Source organism: Ruminococcus sp. MSJ-25 (assembly GCF_018917825.1).
In the GTDB taxonomy this organism is placed as follows: Bacteria; Bacillota; Clostridia; order Oscillospirales; family Ruminococcaceae; genus Hominimerdicola; species Hominimerdicola aceti.
Genome location: NZ_JAHLPI010000015.1, coordinates 58730 through 77846 on the forward strand (window position 1 = coordinate 58730; position 19117 = coordinate 77846).

At 42.4% G+C, this 19117-nt stretch carries 16 protein-coding genes; 12 read left to right on the forward strand and 4 right to left on the reverse strand.

All coding sequences use genetic code 11. The features are described 5' to 3' along the window. Window positions 1–53 precede the first annotated feature (53 nt). Window positions 54–503 (reverse strand): C-GCAxxG-C-C family protein, encoded by a 450-nt coding sequence (locus KQH97_RS05345; protein WP_022287214.1) that lies wholly within the window; start codon window positions 501–503, stop codon window positions 54–56. A gap of 294 nt (window positions 504–797) precedes the next feature. On the opposite strand from KQH97_RS05345, the gene KQH97_RS05350 reads away from it, so the two are divergent. The 10 genes from KQH97_RS05350 (at window position 798) to cbiB (ending at window position 12358) form a co-directional block, all read left to right on the forward strand. Further along, complete coding sequence (locus tag KQH97_RS05350; protein ID WP_022287215.1) at window positions 798–1349, forward strand: NADH peroxidase; 552 nt, start codon at window positions 798–800, stop codon at window positions 1347–1349. A gap of 188 nt (window positions 1350–1537) precedes the next feature. Continuing rightward, window positions 1538–1879, forward strand: coding sequence for a hypothetical protein (locus KQH97_RS05355; protein ID WP_117856974.1), 342 nt, complete (start codon window positions 1538–1540; stop codon window positions 1877–1879). After that, window positions 1876–2832, forward strand: a complete 957-nt coding sequence (locus tag KQH97_RS05360; RefSeq protein WP_216553214.1) for a D-2-hydroxyacid dehydrogenase — start codon at window positions 1876–1878, stop codon at window positions 2830–2832. The genes KQH97_RS05355 and KQH97_RS05360 overlap by 4 nt, the downstream gene beginning before the upstream one ends. A gap of 19 nt (window positions 2833–2851) precedes the next feature. After that, on the forward strand, window positions 2852–3649 hold the full coding sequence (gene proB / locus KQH97_RS05365) for a glutamate 5-kinase (RefSeq protein WP_022287218.1): 798 nt from the start codon (window positions 2852–2854) through the stop codon (window positions 3647–3649). Between the two features lie 5 nt (window positions 3650–3654). Continuing rightward, window positions 3655–4908 (forward strand): glutamate-5-semialdehyde dehydrogenase, encoded by a 1254-nt coding sequence (locus KQH97_RS05370; RefSeq protein WP_022287219.1) that lies wholly within the window; start codon window positions 3655–3657, stop codon window positions 4906–4908. Window positions 4909–5043: 135 nt separating this feature from the next. Beyond that, window positions 5044–5658 (forward strand): TIGR04100 family radical SAM protein, encoded by a 615-nt coding sequence (locus KQH97_RS05375; RefSeq protein WP_242843644.1) that lies wholly within the window; start codon window positions 5044–5046, stop codon window positions 5656–5658. 141 nt (window positions 5659–5799) lie between these two features. Further along, entirely contained in the window at window positions 5800–7560 is a 1761-nt protein-coding gene (locus KQH97_RS05380) for an RNA polymerase sigma factor (RefSeq protein ID WP_216553217.1), read from the forward strand. Window positions 7561–7800: 240 nt separating this feature from the next. After that, on the forward strand, window positions 7801–9945 hold the full coding sequence (locus KQH97_RS05385) for an RNA polymerase sigma factor (protein ID WP_216553220.1): 2145 nt from the start codon (window positions 7801–7803) through the stop codon (window positions 9943–9945). Window positions 9946–10101: 156 nt separating this feature from the next. Continuing rightward, window positions 10102–11163, forward strand: coding sequence for a histidinol-phosphate transaminase (gene hisC, locus KQH97_RS05390; protein ID WP_216553223.1), 1062 nt, complete (start codon window positions 10102–10104; stop codon window positions 11161–11163). Window positions 11164–11386: 223 nt separating this feature from the next. Further along, entirely contained in the window at window positions 11387–12358 is a 972-nt protein-coding gene (gene cbiB / locus KQH97_RS05395; RefSeq protein WP_216553226.1) for an adenosylcobinamide-phosphate synthase CbiB, read from the forward strand. A 136-nt stretch (window positions 12359–12494) separates the two neighbouring features. Here cbiB and KQH97_RS05400 read toward each other — a convergent pair whose 3' ends face one another. After that, window positions 12495–14129, reverse strand: a complete 1635-nt coding sequence (locus KQH97_RS05400) for a cellulase family glycosylhydrolase (RefSeq protein ID WP_216553229.1) — start codon at window positions 14127–14129, stop codon at window positions 12495–12497. 716 nt (window positions 14130–14845) lie between these two features. On the opposite strand from KQH97_RS05400, the gene KQH97_RS05405 reads away from it, so the two are divergent. Then, window positions 14846–15586, forward strand: a complete 741-nt coding sequence (locus tag KQH97_RS05405; protein WP_022287226.1) for an ABC transporter ATP-binding protein — start codon at window positions 14846–14848, stop codon at window positions 15584–15586. Beyond that, window positions 15573–16895, forward strand: a complete 1323-nt coding sequence (locus KQH97_RS05410; protein WP_216553232.1) for an ABC transporter permease — start codon at window positions 15573–15575, stop codon at window positions 16893–16895. Before KQH97_RS05405 ends, KQH97_RS05410 begins: the two co-directional genes overlap by 14 nt. 152 nt (window positions 16896–17047) lie before the next feature. Here the strand turns inward: KQH97_RS05410 and KQH97_RS05415 are convergent, their stop codons facing one another. Together KQH97_RS05415 and KQH97_RS05420 are read right to left on the reverse strand one after the other, a co-directional pair. Further along, window positions 17048–17818: a hypothetical protein gene (locus tag KQH97_RS05415; protein WP_216553235.1), complete on the reverse strand. Its 771-nt coding sequence runs from the start codon at window positions 17816–17818 to the stop codon at window positions 17048–17050. An 81-nt stretch (window positions 17819–17899) separates the two neighbouring features. Further along, window positions 17900–19117 (reverse strand): pyridoxal phosphate-dependent aminotransferase, encoded by a 1218-nt coding sequence (locus KQH97_RS05420; RefSeq protein ID WP_117927911.1) that lies wholly within the window; start codon window positions 19115–19117, stop codon window positions 17900–17902.

Here is a 19117-nt window from a genome sequence, read left to right on the forward strand (position 1 = left end):
TTGTAGGGGAGAACAGCGTTCACCCACAGTTTCAAAGTTTTTTCTGAAAAAAACTACTCCATAAATTCTCCCAAAAGACCACTTGCAATTGCTACAGTTTCAGGACATGGACGCTTCTGATAGTATTCTTTTGTGCGCTTTGCAGGGTCAGGGTCACTAGGTCCGCTCAGACCGAGAAGCTCACGGCAGATGATAGTGTCAGAGCCAAGCTCTTCCTTGAAACGCTTTGCAAAAAGCTGAACACGCTCATAATCCTTGCCCTTTGCCGCCCTGTCACTGCCTATGGTGTTGCCAAATTTCAATCCAAGCACCATGACTGCACCTGTAAATGCTCCGCAGACCTCTCTCATTCTGCCTATTCCGCCGCCAAAGCCCGAGGCTATCTTGTATGCAGTTTCACTGTCAAGGCCGATATCCTCAGCCCATGCGCCTACTACCGCCTGTGAACAGTTGTAGCCCTCCATGAAAAGAGCCTTTGCTGCCGCTGCTTTTTCCTTATTCATTTAAAAAAACTCCTTTTTTGTCATATATTGATTTTCATTATAGCACAGCTTTAAGTTTTTTTCAAGACGTATTATTGGTTAGTATTGTCTACGTCAAATTGCATAAAATTTTGCCATAAAATTTTGCAATATTTTTATATTGTTAGACAAGCCTAACCTATTGACAAATGTACACTAATGTGGTATACTTTAATCACAGCAAGGGAAAAGCTGCAAAGAATAACGCAGATAAAGCGAAAACGCTGGTCTGTGGAAAAGTAAAAAAATGATATCTAAATAAGGAGGACAAAGATTATGTCAAAGTTTGTATGTTCAGTATGCGGTTACGTTTATGAGGGCGAGGCTGCTCCAAAGGAGTGTCCTATCTGCCACGCACCAGCAGAAAAGTTCAATAAAGTAGAAGAAACAGCTATCACATGGGCTGACGAGCATAAGGTAGGCGTTGCAGAGGGTCTTGATGAGGAAGTTGTTGCAGGTCTTAGAGAGAACTTCAACGGCGAGTGCTCTGAGGTAGGTATGTATCTTGCAATGGCAAGAGTTGCTTACAGAGAAGGCTATCCTGAGGTAGGTATGTACTATGAGAAGGCTGCTTATGAAGAGGCTGAGCACGCTGCTAAGTTCGCAGAGCTTCTGGGCGAGGTAGTAACACCTTCTACAAAGAAAAATCTCGAGATGAGATATATGGCTGAGAATGGTGCTTGTGAGGGCAAGATGAAGCTTGCTAAGAGAGCAAAGGAGCTTGGCTATGACGCTATCCATGACACTGTTCATGAAATGGCTAAGGACGAAGCAAGACATGGCTGCGGCTTCAAGGGTCTGCTTGACAGATATTTCGCTAACAAGTAATTTATCTTAAAATAGTATAAATTAAAGATTACGACGAATTTTTCCCGAAAAAGGCGGAGGTATTTGAAAAAATACTTCTGTCTTTTTGTTTTATAAAGCCGTTATAAAGGCTCAAATCTATTGCAAATGACGTAAAACTGTGGTATAATATTTTAGTATGATAAAATAATGCTTTAGGAGATGATAGTGTGATAGAAACACTGGCGGCGGAAACTGCGACCTTGCAGAACGTTTATGCCCCCTTGCCTTTCAAGGTGCATATGATATTCTGCGTTATCGCTACGCTTTTATATATAACTCAGTTCATAAGGAAAGGCTCTTATCATTATCTTACATTAATGATAGCTATCGACCTTACTATAGTTACTCAGTTTACCACAAAAAGCTTTGTTATCGGTGTGCTTTTCGGCGCAGAGGCAGCGCTTCTTGCGGCAACAGCTTTTATTTCCCATAGGTTTGCTAAAAAGCAGAAAGCTTTGGAGAATGCCGAGGAAAAGTCGGAAACTGCTCAAAAGGAAGATGAAGAATGAAAATAGTTATACTTGACTCTGAAACAGTTTCAAGAAACGATGTGTCGCTGGAGGGTGTAACAGTCCTTGGTGAAAGCATTGTTTATGGTTTTACACCAAATGAACAGGTCGCAGAAAAGATAGGCGACGCTGACGCTGTTATATGTAACAAGTGCCTTATAACAGAGGAGGTATTCTCAAAGTGCAAAAACCTGAAATACGTCGGTCTTTTTGCAACGGGATATAATAATGTTGACCTCTCCGCCGCAGACAGGCATGGTGCGGTGGTCTGCAATGTGCCTTCCTATTCAACAAATGCGGTGGCACAGCATACTTTTGCACTTATCCTCAACTATTTCAGCAAGATAAGAGAATATGCCGAGAAAGTTGACGAGGGCGGCTGGGTGAATTATAAGCTGTTTTCATATTTTGGTATTCCTACCTATGAGCTTGCAGGAAAAACCATTGGTATAGTAGGCTATGGCGACATAGGAAAGAAAGTTGCTGAGATAGCAAGAGCGTTCGGCATGAAGGTCATCACCTTTACACGCTCACCCCAGAAAATTATTGACGGCACGCCTGCGGTAAGCCTTGAAGAACTTCTAAAGACCTCTGATATAGTGACGCTCCATTGTCCTCTTACAAAGGATAATGAGAAAATGATAAATGCCGAAAGCCTTGGCATGATGAAAAGATCAGCATTTTTCGTCAACACTGCAAGGGGCGGTCTTGTAGACGAAAAGGCTCTTGCACAGGCTCTTGAAAATGAAGTCATTGCAGGGGCAGGAATTGACGTTCTCACAAACGAGCCAATGAGTGAGAACTGCCCTCTCAGAAACGCAAAGAACTGCACTGTTACCCCACATATAGCGTGGGCGCCAAAGCAGACGAGAGAAAGGCTTCTTGAAACTGTTGCGCAGAACTTGAAAATGTGGATAGAGGGTACGCCACAGAATATTGTCAACGGAAAATAACAATAAGGACATGATAAAAATGATAGATATGACAAAAAAGAAAAGAGTTGTGGTAAAGGTAGGAACTTCTACTCTTACTCACAGCACGGGGCTTCTTAATATACGCCGTGTGGAACAGCTCGTTAAAACTCTTGCCGATCTGCAAAATGCAGGACATGAGATAATCCTTGTATCAAGCGGTGCGGTGGGTCTTGGCAGAGCAAAGCTTGGCATAAAGGAAAGACCCAAGGACACTCCCACAAGACAGGCTTGTGCGGCGGTGGGTCAGTGTGAGCTTATGTATCTTTACGATAATCTTTTCTCTGAATACAGTCTTAATGTGGCTCAGCTTCTGCTTACAAAGTATATTCTTCTTGAGGACAGACGCATAAATGTACAGAACGCCCTTAACCGCATCATAGAGCTTGGTTCTATCCCTATTGTGAACGAGAACGATACGGTGTCTATTGATGAGCTGGAGCTTGAAATGGGCGAGAACGATTCTCTTGCGGCAAATGTTGCGGTGCTTGCTAATGCAGACCTTCTTATAATAATGTCTGATATCGAGGGACTTTTTGACAAAGACCCTCATAAGTATGATGACGCTGAGCTTATCCCTGTTGTGCCTGAGATAACGGAGGAGATAAAGGCTATTGCAGGTGGTGCAGGTTCTTCACTTGGCACAGGCGGAATGGCGACAAAGATAAAAGCCGCTGAGATATGCAAAAATGGCGGAATAGATCTTATAATAATGAATGGCAGAGATCCAAGACATTTGTATAAGGTATTTGAAAATAAACCTATAGGAACACTTTTTACAGCTAACGGGGAGGTATAGTAAAAATGAGTTATATCGATATTTTGGGACAGAAAGCAAAAGCTTGCAAAAAGGATATCGCCTTCGCTTCAACAACACAGAAAAATGACGCACTTCTTGAGATCGCACATATCCTGAGAGTTTGCAAGGACGATATTATCGAAGCAAACAAGGTGGACCTTGAAAACGGCAGAATGAGAAAAATGTCGGAAGCAATGCTTGACAGACTTGCACTTAATGACAGCCGTATAGAGGGCATGGCAAAGGCTTGCGAGGAGCTTGCACAGCTTGACGACCCTGTTGGCGAGGTAGTTTCAGGCTCAACAAGACCTAACGGCATGAAGATCGAAAAGGTAAGAGTGCCAATGGGCGTTATAGGCATTATTTTTGAAGCCAGACCTAACGTTACTGTAGACGGCGCTATACTTTGTCTAAAAAGCGGAAACGCTGTTATACTCAGGGGCGGAAAAGAAGCAATAAACTCGAACAAAATGCTTGCTGACCTAATGAGAAAGGCTGTCGAAAGGGCAGGCTTCAGCCCTGATATCATTCAGCTTGTGGAGGATACTGACAGAGGCATCGCTCTTGATATGATGAAAGCCAATGATTATATTGATGTCCTTATCCCAAGGGGAGGCGCACAGCTTATAAAGGCTGTTGTACAGTCTGCCACTGTGCCTGTTATCGAGACCGGCACAGGAAACTGTCACGTTTATGTTGACGCAAGTGCGGATATAAAAATGGCTGTGAACATTGTTGATAACGGCAAGACCTCACGTCCGTCTGTATGCAATGCAGTTGAAAGCTGTCTTGTTCACAGGGATATTGCGGAGGATTTTCTCCCGAAGCTTAAAGAAAGACTTGACAAGCACCACGTTGAGATAAGAGGCTGTGAGCTTACAAGGCAGATACTTGGTCCTGAGAACGTTACTCCTGCTGATGATGACGATTATGCAACAGAGTTTCTTGACTATATAATCTCTATCAAGGTCGTTGACGACATGGCGGAAGCCCTTGAACATATCGACAGATTTTCTACAGGACATTCTGAGTGTATCGTTACGGAAAGCCTTTTTGCCGCACAGGAATTTCAGAAGAGAGTAGATTCTGCGGCAGTATATGTAAACTGCTCAACAAGATTTACAGACGGCGGAATGTTCGGTCTTGGTGCTGAGATAGGAATTTCCACTCAGAAGCTTCATGCAAGAGGTCCTATGGGTCTTAGAGAAATGACCACCACAAAGTATCTTATCTCAGGCAACGGACAGATAAGAGAATAGATATTAGTGAGGAATGAGGAGTGAGGAATGAGGAATGAAGGTATCGCCTGCGGCGATGATTTCTCTGTATGGGCGACCTTTGGTCGCCTGTCTGCTCTGATACTTTGATATATTACAAAAAAAGAGGTAATTATAATGATAAAAGCTATGAATATTTCTTATGAGATAGGCGATAAGCTTTATCTCAACATCACAAACAAGTGCCCATGCAACTGCACTTTCTGTATTCGTCACAACGGTGACGGTGCTTATGGCTCTGACCCACTGTGGCTTGAACATCAGCCTACTGCCGAAGAGGTAATAGACAACATCAAAAAGCGTGACCTTGACAGCTACAAGGAAATTATTTTCTGTGGCTATGGCGAGCCTACCTGTGAGCTTGAAATACTCAAAGAAACTGCAAAATATATAAAGTCTGTTACAAAGACACCTGTAAGGCTCAACACAAATGGTCTTAGCGATCTTATCAACAAGCGTGAAACTCCTGCTGAGTTCAAGGGACTTGTTGATATAATCTCAATAAGCCTTAACGCTTCTGACGCAAAGGCTTATGACGAGGTAACAAGACCGTCATTCAAGGGCGTGAACTGCTTTGAAGAAATGCTCTCTTTTGCAAAAAGAGTGAAAGAGTTCGTGCCGGAGGTAATGCTCACTGTGGTTGATATAATCGGCGAAGAGGAGATAAAAAAATCTCAGGCGGTTGCTGACAGCGTGGGTATACATCTCAGAGTCAGAGAATATGTTGATTAATATTTTGTAAACAATATATTAAGTTTTATATTTGCTCAATATTCCGTTTTCAGCAAACATCTAAGTGATGTCGGAACAATAACCGAGTGCTGAAAACGGAATATTTTTGTTCGATAATAAAAAGAAAGCTGGGTAGAAAAAATGGAAAAGGAAAAGATAAGACGTCTTGTTTTGCAGGCAGTACAGGGTGACAGAGCAGCTTTCGGTGAGCTTTATGAAGAAACGGGCAGGAGCGTATATTTCAACTGCCTGAAGCTTCTTGGAAATGCTCAGCAGGCAGAGGATATAACTCAGGACACTTTCATGAAAGCTCTTGAAAAGCTTGACAGCCTTAAAGAGCCTGAGAATTTCTCAGCATGGGTAAACCGCATTGCCATAAACAACTGCAAAATGTATTTCAGGAAAAATCCCCGCACTGCGGAGGAGGAGTCGGAAAAGATAATCGATGATACGCCTGACAGAGAGCTTATCCCTGACGATTATGCCGACAGCGAAGAAAAACGCAGGATAATAATGAACATTATCGACACCGCTCTCACTGACGAACAGCGTCAGACAATAATACTTTTCTATTTTGATATGATGAGCGTGGCTGAGATAGCAGAGATAATGGATTGTTCTGTTGGCACTGTCACTTCCCGTCTTAGCGCTGCAAGAAAGAAGATAAGGGAGGCGGTGCTTATTTACGAAAAGAAAAACAATGACAGGCTTCATGCTGTTATGCCTATACCTGTTCTGTCAAAGATATTTATGCAGGAATGTCAGCATTTGAAGCTGCCTGAATTATCCGTTTTCAGCAAGGCGTCAGCCACGGAAGTTGTTCCCGATAAAAATACTACAATAAGTAAATCGGGAGGAAAAGGTATGTTTTCAACAGTAAAAGTAAAAGTGATAGCAGGAGTAGTTGTATTGGCAGTAGTTGGTGGAGGTATCACAGCGGCAGTGCTTGCAAACAGAGATAGGACGGCAGATACTGATAAGCCAAACACAGCCGTTCAGACAGACGCACAAGGTGACGTGAATGAGCAGGAGATAGAGAATAAGCTAAACGAACTTGATGAAAATGCTGATAATGAGGATAATGTTACTGACGATGATGCAAGCGGTGTAGATTCTGACGGAGAGCTTGAAATGGCTGTTTACACTGTTTCTGATGAGATAAAAAATGCTGATCTTTCGTCGGGTCTTGTTCAGCTCAACGGTGACATCATGCAGGTTGGCGGATATGAAAAGACCTCTGACTTCTGTGCAAAATATGCCGATGAATATGACATTATGTACAGCGACGGCACATACAAAGAGAAAAAGGACGAGATGCTTAATTATTTTGTGGGCAAAGATGGTCTTTTAACTGGCGAGTGGTGGGATATATATTCCCTTACTCTTATCCCAAAAAATGAGCCGAAGGGCGACCAGATAACTGTCTATGTGACAAATCTAACAGCCCCAGACGGTCAGGTATCTCTGGCAGACAGCTATGTGGTATGGGCTGAGGAAAAGCCTATGTCAAAGCATATCTACACCCCTGCGTGGATACCGACCGGTATGCCTGCAAGATTGAGCAGTGATGTGTTGAGTACCAAAAAGCTCGATGAGATATATGACAACATAGACGATTATTCAGCACAATCAGTGCAGGATATGCTTGCTTCTCAGGGCATCTCAAAGGGCGAGAACAGCATTTCAGGCAACTATCTTTCCTATGTTTACTCACAGGGCGATATGTCAATGAGCGGAACATACTGTGTGAACAGCGACACTGACCCTGATGTTTTCGTTGCATATGTTGCAGGTGAGAAAAATGCCGCAGGGCTTACACCTCTCTACAGATATCATTTCACTTTTGACACAAACTCAAAAACGCTTTATGAAAGCAGAATGTATTTTGCAGGTATGTTCTGAAAAACCTATCCCTCACATCTGTGGGGGATATTTTTTTTGCTCGTTGACAGGCATTTTGCTATGTGATATAATTATTTTCGCACTATTATAATAATAAATATTAATTATATGTAAATTATATATGAAAATTCTGAATTTACTCAACAAATCGTCTGCGTTTTGCATCTAACTAATGTCGGGACTGATAAAACAGCGGACGAGAAAACGGCAATTCGGAAAGAAAGAGCAGGTCAAAAAAACATGGAAAAAGAAGATATCAAAAAGCTTGTATTGCAGGCGGCACAGGGAAACAAGGCGGCGTTCGGTGCGCTTTATGAAGAAACGGGCAGAACAGTGTATTTTAGCTGTCTGAAGCTTCTTGGCGATCCACAGCTTGCAGAGGATATCACTCAGGAAACTTATCTTACAGCCCTTCAAAAGCTTGACACTCTTGCACAGCCTGAGAATTTTCCGGCATGGGTAAACAGGATAGGGATAAATCTCTGCAAAATGCACTTTAGAAACAATGCCGCCCCTGAGGACAATTCAGAGGAGATAATAGAGGATATACCTGATGAGGGGTTTATCCCAGAGGAATATGTGAGCAATGACGCTAAAAGAAAGATAATAATGGATATTATCGACACTGTTCTCACAGAAGAGCAAAGGCGTTCGGTGATACTGTATTATTTCGATATGCTCACAGTGCCTGAGATAGCAGAGGTAATGAACTGCACCACAGGTACAGTAACTTCCCGCCTTAGTGCCGCAAGAAAAAAGATAAAGGAGGCGGTGCTTATATACGAGGAAAACAACAACGACAGACTTCATGCTGTCGTGCCTGTATTTATTCTTTCAAAGCTTCTTAATAAAGAGGCTTCAAACACCGTTCTTCCGAAACTTACCGTTTTCACAGGCTCAGCCGTTAATGCAGTTCCCGATAGCGTAACATCAACAAAAACTATATCGGGAGGAAAAGGAATGTTTTCAACAGTAAAAGCAAAGGTTATAGCAGGCGTTTGTGCCGCAGCAGTTGTGGGCGGAGGTATTACAGCGGTAGTAATGGCAAACAGAAATAGTGATGATATTGAAACTGATACTGTATTTTCAGCCTCATCAGTCAGCAAATCAGAAAGCACTAAACAGAGTGAGGCGGACTCAAGTACATCAGGCAATACAGAAAAGCAAAAAGACGATATTTTCTGGATAGATAACTTTGAACCCACAGCACCTACCTCACTTCTTGCAGAAGATACCCTTAGCAGCATAGGCTGGACTTTGCCTATGGATTATTCAAAAACCTGCGTAGACGGAAAGGTAATTGGTGCAGGCAAAAAAGAACTTTGTCTTGCACAGGATATTTTCAGTTGCAGTGAAATGATAAATGAGGGCTTTTCTCAGGACATCAAAATTGAAAACCCTAATGGCAGCACTAGGTCTTTCCATATAGAAAATTTCTATAACCGACAGGCAAGCATAGGTCAGCTTATGACTGCAGGAATGTGGAAAACTGTAATAACGTTCAGTGGTATTGTTGACACGGAAAATTGGGAACATAGCAGTTATCAAGTGTGGACAAATAAAGATGATATAAACCAGATATTTGACGTTCTCGGAATGCCGACAAGTATTTATTATAATAATCTATATGATAACACAGGCGATATGAGAGTTACAAATATGTATTGGGAAAACCCTGAATATACTTTGTCAACGGGTATAATTGAAAACAAGCTTGACCTTGGCGACGGTGATGTGACATATTATTATCACACATCTGATTTTGATTACTTTGCAAAGGGATATCCGCAGGACAAGATACACGAAACAGACGGCGAGGCTATTTTCACAACGGAATTTACAGGCATAACAGATTCCAGCACACAGAATACAGAGGAGGAAGAAACTTACGACCTTGAAAAACTCGACCTTACTTCTGATGCGACCCCTCCGGAGGATATGATACTCACATATGGCGGTTCTACCCTCTCTCTTACAAAGGATACGACACAAAGCGAAGTTGCCGCCGCTATTTCCGAAGAACCTGTCGAAAATGAGTTAGGCTCTCTTGGTTATGGCGAAACATTCCCGCTTTATGAGCATATACTTGATGTTGATTTCTCAAAGAGTGAAAACTCTGATATCAAGCTTACAAAGGTCAGACTTTCTTTTGAAACTCAGAATGACTATTCGTTGTTTGGTATCTCGATGAGTTCAACTCCGCAGGAAATAGCTGCGATAATGGGAACACCTAGAGTTGTTTCAGGTCATGATATCATAAACAAAGACCCAATACAGCATATGTACTGGACTATTCCAAAGGGTGATGTAAATTACAAAGTTACTGTGGAATTTAGGTGGGGCAAACTTGACAGCATAGGCGTGGATATAGAAAAAGCAAATTAAAAAGATAGTTACCGCAGATTTTGATAACATCTAAGAAAAAGGCTCTCCCGAAAGGGAGAGTTTTTTCGTTCTTGATTTGACATTGGCTCTTGTATGTGCTATAATATTTTATATTAATGCTTTACTATGATAAAATATAGAAAGGGATAATGTAAAATGAGCGAAAAGCTTTGGAGAAAAAACCTTATAAATATAGAGCCATACGTTGCAGGGGAACAGCCTAAAAACGATAAGATAATAAAGCTCAATGCAAATGAAAACCCTTATCCGCCGTCATCAAAGGTAAAGGCGATATTGGAGGGGAAAACTATTGCAGAGCTTAGAAAATACCCTAGTGCTGACGCTTCTGTACTTAGAGCGGCACTTGCAGAGCGTGTGGGACTGAAAAGCGAGAATGTTTTCTGTGGAAACGGCTCAGACGATGTGCTTGCCACAGCTTTCAGAGCGTTTTTCAACTCTGATAAGCCTATACTTTATCCTGATATAACTTACTCTTTCTATCCTGTGTGGTGTGAGCTTTTGAAAATACCATACAAGACTAAGAGCGTTGACGATGATTTTGTAATAAATATCGAGGATTTCAAAGAGCCTAACGGCGGCGTTGTTATTCCTAACCCTAATGCTCCGACAAGCCTTGGTGTAGGTGAGAAATTTATAAGAGAACTTCTTGAAAACAATCAGGACAGCATTGTTATAATCGACGAGGCATATGTGGATTTCGGCAGGTATTCCTGCGTGGAGCTTGTGAAAGAGTATGATAATCTCGTTGTCACGCAGACCTTTTCAAAGTCACGTTCCCTTGCAGGCATGAGAGTTGGCATGGCTTTTGCCAGTGCCGAGCTTATCAGCTATATGCAGGCTGTGAAAGACTCATACAATTCCTATCCTCTCGACCAGATAGCCATAGAAACTGCCGTTGCAAGCCTTTCTGACGAGGATTATTTCAAGGCGACAGTTGAAAAGGTCAAGGCAACAAGGGATAGAACAGCGGAAAAAATGCGTGAAATGGGCTTCAACGTCCTTGACAGCGAAACGAATTTTCTCTTTGCACAGCATGAAAAGCTCTCTGCAAAGGAGATCTTCACATACCTCCGTGAAAATGGTATCTTCGTGAGATATTTCAACAAGCCGAGAATAGATAACTTCCTGAGAATCACTATCGGCACAGACGAGGAAATGGATCTTATGCTTGAAAAGCTTTCGGAGATATGCAAATAATATAGTTATTACAAAAGCTTATGGATATATCTATTCAGTGTAGGGGCAAACAGTGTTCGCACCTTAGTTTCTGATTTTTTTGAAAGACTTTTATTTGGGCGGCTCTGACCGCCCTTTTTTGTGCCTTATCCCTTAAAATCAGAGCATAAAGGTATTGAAAATCAGAAAATGTTGTGATATAATTATCATAAGTAATTATTGCCTGAAGAAAGGATATGTATATATGTTGATAAATTCACTGGCGGCGCTTGCGCTTGGCTTTGCGCTGGATATGCTCCTTGGCGACCCTGAAGTAGTGGTCTATCCTCAGTATTTTATAAAAAAACTTGTGGCAAAGCTTGATAAGTCTTTCAGAAACAGCTATAAAAATACTCCTGAAGCACAGCGCATGGCAGGTCTTATGATGACTGTGATAGTGCTTCTTATAGTTGCCGCTGTGGCATTGCTTCTTCTATTCGTGGGCTATAAGCTAAATGCCGCACTTGGCATCTTCCTCGAGGGCATAATGTGCTGGTCAGCACTTTCTGTAAAGTCCCTTAAAACTGCGGCAGGGGGAGTGATGCGTGCTGCAAGGGCAGGCAATCTTTCTTCTGCACAGCGCAAGGTAAAAAAAGTGACCTTCCGTGACACTGACGATATGAACATTGATTCTGTTATAAAAAGTACGGTGGAGTCGGTTGCAGAGAACACCACAGATTGGGCGGTCGCACCTATTTTTTGGTCTGCGATATTCGGCGGTCTGGGCGGAATACTCTACAGAACAGTGAATATTATCGACAACACAGTGGGCTATAAAACAGACACATACATAAACTTCGGCAAATTCCCTGCAAAGCTGGACGACGTTCTCAGCTTTATACCTGCAAGAATAGCCGCCCTGCTTATGAAAATGAACGTTTCTTATCTTCACCTTGACAGCAAGAACGCTTCTCAGGTATACAAAAAAGACAGAAGAAAATCCCCTAGTCCTAATTCAGCGCAAACTCAGTCGGTGTGTGCAGGTGCATTGGGTATCCAGCTTGGCAGTGATGAGTATTACGGCGGACAGCTTGTAAGAAAGCCTGTTATAGGCAGAAATCTAAAGCCATGCGAGCCTAACGATATATTCTGGGCAAATCAGCTTTTGCTTGGCACATCGTTCTATGCTATGCTTTTTACAGCAGTTATAAGAACAGCACTGTTCTTTGTGATATGATATAAAATAACAATAGCCGAGAGGTAAATGCCCCTCAGCTATGTTTTTATAGTGTAGAGGCGACCTTGGGCCGCCCGCTTATCTTTAGTTTCTGTGCAAAAAAAAGACCTCCCGCCAAGAGAGGTCTTTTGTGTTATCAGTGGTTTCTGTACCAATCACGAATGAACTTGCCGCTTGCTGTGAGCTGTGAAGTGCCGCTCTTTATAGCTTTGAGGTTCGTGCCGCTCTTAAATGCGGAAGCCGTTTCGCTCTTTCCGCAGGCTGACCAGTTTATGTAGCCTACTTTTAGTGAGTCGAGAAGCTTGAGCCATTTTGTGCTTTCTGTTGAGTTATATCCGCCGTTTCCGCTTGCGTCGCAAGTTCCGAACTCAGATACAAGAACAGGAAGTCCCTTGTTGTAGCAGTTCTGAAGTCTGTTTCTCAGCCAATCTCTGTGAGTGTTTGCATAGAAGTGAAGAGCATAAACGCAGTTTTTGTCTGAAAGCTTGTTGCCAAGCACCTGATCTATGTCCTGACTCCATGTGCCTGTACCGCAAATTATGATAGCGTCACTGTCGTATTTTCTGATAGCGCTTACAACGCTCTGGCAGTAACTTTTTATGCCGCCTGTCCATGTTACACCGCCGTTAGGCTCGTTGCAGATCTCATAAATAACGTTATTGTAGTCCTTGTAGGTCTTAGCCATTTCTGTGAAGAACTTGACAGCGTCATTTTTGTGGTTGTTAGGGTTTTTGTCATTGAGAACGTGCCAGTCGATTATAGCATACATTCCAAGAGACTTTGCGTTCTCAACGCCTGTCTTGACTTTCTGCTTTGCCTGTGCCTGATACTTGCCGTTCTCGGTGCAGTAGCCACCCCATTCTTCTGTGTACATTGCAATTCTTATAGTGTTGACCTTCCAGTCATCTCTCAGCACTTTAAGAGAGTCCTTTGTAAGGATATCGGAAAAATCTTCCCACATGATGCCGTGAGTTGACATACCCTTTATCTTGAATACCTTGCCGTTCTTGTCAACAATATTCGCACCCTTTACAGAAAGCTGACCATGCTGTGAAACTGGTGTCACAACAGCAGGAGCTCTAGATGTGGTAGCCGATACCTCTGCAGAATATTTTCCATAGTGGTTGGCTTTCTTGTCGTCTGTCTTGCAGGCTCTTATCTTGAACTTGTATGTGGTCTTCTGGCTGAGATTTTTTACAGTGTAGCTTGTGCCTGTGGTCTTTGCGATCTCTTTCCACTGACCATTTTTAAGCTGAAATACTCTGTAATTTGTGCATCCTATCTTTGTCCATGAAAGCTTTACGCTGTCATAAGAAACGCTTGATACTTTAAGACCCTTTGCAGGCTGTGGGTTCGTGGCGGTGTTCCAGTTGTTTGAATATGCGCCGTATACCTTTTTTCCTTTCACGGTCTTGTAGGCTCTTACCTTGAAGTTTTCACGGGTAGCATTTGGCAGATTTTTCACAGTATATGTGAGGGTCGAGCCGCTTTTTACGTCTGCGATCTGCGGATATTTACCGTTTTTTCTCATACAAACCGAGTATCCCGAAGCTCCGCTGACCTTTTTCCAGCTAAGCTTTATCTCGCTGTTGCTAAGTGTTTTTGAAGTAAGCCCTGTGACTTTTCCGACGCTTGCCGCCTCAACAGTTATCGCCGTCTGCGAAAGAAACGGCGTTTCGTCCACAGCAGGCAGTGCCGCCGCAGCCGACATGAGCGTTACCGAAGTCAGCAGCACAGCGGCGGCTTTCTTCAGACTGGTTAAGTTTCCCATAATTTTTCCTCCTATAATGAACATTGTAACGATTCATTCATACTTATTATAAGTTTAACATATTTTCGTTCTTTTGTAAACCACAAAAGCCAATTTTAAAGCTCAAATACTTCACAAATTTTAAATTCGTTCATTGGTGAAAATGTAATAAATCCTCTCTATTTACTATAGAAGTACGAAAAATGAATAAATTACAAATGATTAAAAAACGGTAACAAGAGCTTTTTTGGACAGTTGAAAACTACAGTTGAAAACTTTTGAAAATGTTGAAAACTATGTTGAAAATGTTTAAAACTCATGCTATAACAGCAATTTGGTGTTGAAAATTATAAAGTTTTCAACAATCGTCCGTTTTTTTACCCTTGTCTGTAACCAAAATGTAATCAAATCATTACATTGTGATATCCAAAAAAACGTACTTGAAAGAGTTGAAAATGTACAGAATATTATTTGATTTGTAATCATTGTGTAACGTGGTTTACTTTATCTCACAAAGTAAGTGACTTTTACATTCTAACGCATAAATAATAAAAATCATGACTGTTTTGGTGAAAACCGCTATTGACATCGTGCCATAGACAGTGTATACTATTAGTAAATCATATTTACATAGCGGTGCATGACAAATGTCAATTGACAGTTGGAACGTGGTGTGCTATACTTGATTTATTCACAAAAAATACAATGATACAGACAAAGAAAGGAATGGGAAAACGATGGAAACCGTTTTACAGGTCAAAGGGCTTTCAAAGCAGTACAAAAAAGGCATTTACGCCTCCCATAACGTCACTTTTGATGTTGGAAAGGGCGAGATATTTGCGCTGATAGGTCCAAACGGTGCAGGAAAGACCACGACCATAAGAATGATATCAACACTTTTGCAGGCAACAGAGGGCGACGCTATCGTGGCAGGTCATAGTATTCTCACTGAACCTGATATGGTAAGAAAAAGCATTACATACCTCCCTGACGAGGCTGGTGCGTATAAGACCATGACAGGCAGAGAATATCTGGAGTTCATGGCTTCTATCTATGCCGACAACGGAGAACAGGCTTACGAGTTTGTTAAGCGTGGCTGTGAGATATGTGAGCTTGGTGACAGGCTTAACGATAAGATATCAAATTATTCCCGTGGTATGGCAAGAAAGCTTCTTCTTGCAAGGGCGATAATGCCGCTCCCTGCGCTGGCTATCCTTGACGAGCCGACTTCGGGACTTGATATTATAAACGCCCTTGAAATAAGAAGAATGATAAGAAAGCTTGCTTCTGAGGGCATGAGCTTTCTGCTTTCTTCCCACAATATGCTTGAAATAGAGTATGTTTCAGACAGAGTGGGTATAATTGCAAAGGGCGAGTTGCTGGAAGTAGGCAAGCCTGCGGAGCTTATTGAAAAATATGGCGCTCAGAACCTTGAAGAAGTCTTTGAAAGGGTGGTGCTTGACCGTGAAGTTTTATAGTCTTTTCCGCAAGGAATTAAAGGAAATGCTCAGCCTGCAAACTATTATAACAATGATAGTCACAGTAGTGGTGCTTGTTATGGCAGGTCAGGCAATGTCAGGGGCAATAAGCGACAGTGCCGAAAAAGCCTCCGACCTTACTATCTGCGACCTTGACAAAACAGAGTTCACAGAAAACGTTTTAAACTCTCTGAAAGCTACCGCAAAGGCTGGTGACGGCAAGATAACAGTTGTGGATATAAAGTCTGACGACTATGCCGCAGAGCTTAAAAGGCTCGATCAGGACAGCGTTGTGATAATACCAAAAGGCTTTACAGAGCAGGTAAAACAGCATAAAAAGGCAGACGTTGGATATGTTCAGAGAATGACCTCTCTTGCAACCATGTCAAATATAAACACAGGCTCAGACACTGCCCTTGCAGTTATACAGCAGGCAGTAAAATCAACTATCTATCAGGATAAGCTTTCAAGCGGCGCAATGACAGAGGACGAAATGAATCAGCTTGAAGACCCTGTACTGCTTTCTGAAACAACGGTTGTTGGCGACAAGGCAGATAAAGTGAGCAGTTCTGTAGTGATGTCCCTTTGCTCGGCACAGAGCATGGTAGTGCCTATAATAATGTTCGTTCTTATAATGTTCTCGGCTCAGATGATACTTAGCGCGATCTCTACCGAGAAAATAGACAAGACCCTTGAAACGCTTCTTTCCGCACCTGTTTCAAGACTTTCAGTCCTTGCGTCAAAAATGCTTGCCGCAGGTGTTGTTGCGGCTTTGCAGGCTGTGGTCTATATGTTCGGCATGAGCAAAATGACAGGCGGTCTTACTGAGGGCATGGGAGATACCTCAGCATATGAATCTGCAATGGAAAACCTTGGTCTTACTATGAGCGTCGGACAGTATGCTCTTGTGGGAATACAGATGTTTGTGTCTATCCTTATCTCATTGTCACTCTCAATGGTATTAGGAGCACTTGCAAAAGACGCAAAATCAGCCCAGACAATGCTTCTGCCTATAACCTTCTCCGCAATGATACCATATATTCTTGCAATGGTAGTTGATATCAGAACGCTTTCACCTGTTATAAAGTATATCGTCTATGCTATACCGTTCACCCATACCTTTATGGCAAGCGAGAACGTAATGTTTGGCAACTACAGCCTTTATGCAGGGGGACTTATCTATCAGATAGTGCTTCTTGTAGTGTGCATGACTGTCGCACTGAAAATCTTCATGAGCGACAAGATATTCACAATGTCAATAGGCGGAAAGCAGAGAACAAGAAAGTCATTTGCTTTTATGAAGAAATAATATCACATAAAAGCGTATAATTACGTCACTTATATGTAGGTGAGCGACTCAATTTCTGTTTAACAGAAATACGACGTCCCACCATATAGGTTTTATCGCAAAACAAAAAACCGCTGCGGATTTTTCTCCGTGGCGGTTTTGCTTTGTGCTATTTAATTTTTTGAAGTTTTAAGCCCCGTGTCCTCGTCAACAATGCCGTTATCCTGCGTGATATTGAAAATGCACCACTTTCCGCTGCATTTTCCAACGTAGATGTAAAGCTTTGCGTCCTCACTGCCCTTTGAGCCTTTGAAAGTCACGTTCGTTACTATCTCATAAGCCTCTGAAACATTCGGTGCAGAGCCGTAAAAGCTTTTGTATTCGCTCAGGTCATATTCAGACTCTTTAAGCTTTGTTTCTCTGCCAAAAGATACGTCGATAGTGTAATCAGAACCATAGCTTTCAATGAAATCACCGTAAAGGACTTCTTTCATGACCTGCTCTTTGCCATATCCGCCTTCGGTTCGCTGCTGTTCGTATTCGTTCTTCATCTCTTTCGGAAAGCACTCCACGAAGGAGTCGAAATCGCTTGTCTGTATGGACTTGAAGTATTTTTCTATTACCTCTGTCTTTGTGGAGCTGAAAATAACTCCGCTTTTGTAAAGCACAGCCACAATAACGCCTATAACAACTACCGCCACAATGGCAAGGGTCTTTTTGCCTGCGTTGGGATCATAATGACGCTTTATCTCAGTGTCTTCTTTTTTCTCCTTTTCCCACTCGGCGTAAAGCTCTTTTTCCTCCTCCGTCCTGAAACGTTCAGGCTTTGTGGGCTTTTTGTATTTGTCAGCGGCGTGGGTCTTTAAGTTTGGGTCGCCATAGCCGCACTTGTCGCAGTGATCTCCCTCATAATAGTTTCCACATGATTTGCAAAGTTTTGACATTTTTGTACCTCGTGTCTGTGTTTGTAGATGTATGGTATGAGCATAAAAGCATATTGGACGAACACTGTCCGCTCTACAGTTTTACTTCTGCTTGTAGTCTTTGAGGAAATCTCTCATTTCATTCATGGAGTATTCAAGATCCTCAAGCTTAGGAAGATAAACTATCCTGAAATGGTCAGGCTGTTCCCAGTGGAAGCCACCGCCATGAACAAGGAGTATCTTCTTCTCACGGAGAAAATCAAGCACGAACTGCTCGTCATTTGTGATGTTGAAACGCTTTGCGTCTATCTTTGGGAAGATATAGAATGCCGCCTTAGGCTTTACAGCCGACAGACCGTCAATGCTGTTAAGTGCGTTGTAGATATACTCTCTCTGATCGTAGATACGTCCTCCCGGCAGGAGCAGATCGTCAGTTTTTGTGTAATCACCAAGAGCATATTTGATTATATACTGGCTCGGTACATTTGAACAAAGCCTCATGCTTGAAAGCATATTAAGACCCTCTATGTAGCCTTTTACTCTGCTCTTATCACCGCTAAGGGTCATCCAGCCTACACGGAAGCCTGCAATACGATGTGACTTTGAAAGTCCGTTAAGAGTGATGCAGAAAACGTCAGGGCAAAGTGAAGCGATAGAAGTATGCTCAATGCCGTCCATAAGAAGTCTGTCATATATCTCGTCTGAGAATATGATAAGCTCATGACGTCTTGCCATGTCTGCTATCTTTTCAAGTATCTCTTTTGGATATACCGCACCTGTCGGGTTGTTAGGGTTGATGATAACGATAGCCTTTGTCTTGTCTGTTATCTTCTTTTCCATGTCCTCAAGGTCAGGATACCATTCGGAGCTTTCATCACAAATATAGTGAACGGCAGTACCGCCTGCAAGAGTAACGGAAGCTGTCCACAGCGGATAGTCAGGGGCAGGAACAAGGACCTCGTCGCCGTTGTTGAGAAGACCCTGCATTACCATTGTGATAAGCTCGGAAACACCGTTTCCGGTGTAGATATCGTTAAGACTTTCAACAGGTATGCCCTTAAAGTGTGCATAATCATAAATAGCCTGTCTTGCTTCTGTTATGCCCTTTGAGTCGGAATAGCCCTGAGCGTTTCTCAGATTGTCTGTCATTGCCTGTATTATCTCATCAGGGGCATTGAATGCAAACGGAGCAGGGTTTCCGATATTGAGCTTGAATATCTTCTCTCCCTTTGCTATCATTTCATTTGCTTCGTCCATAACAGGACCTCTTATATCATAACACACGTTATCAAGCTTGCTTGATTTTGAAAAAGTTCTCAT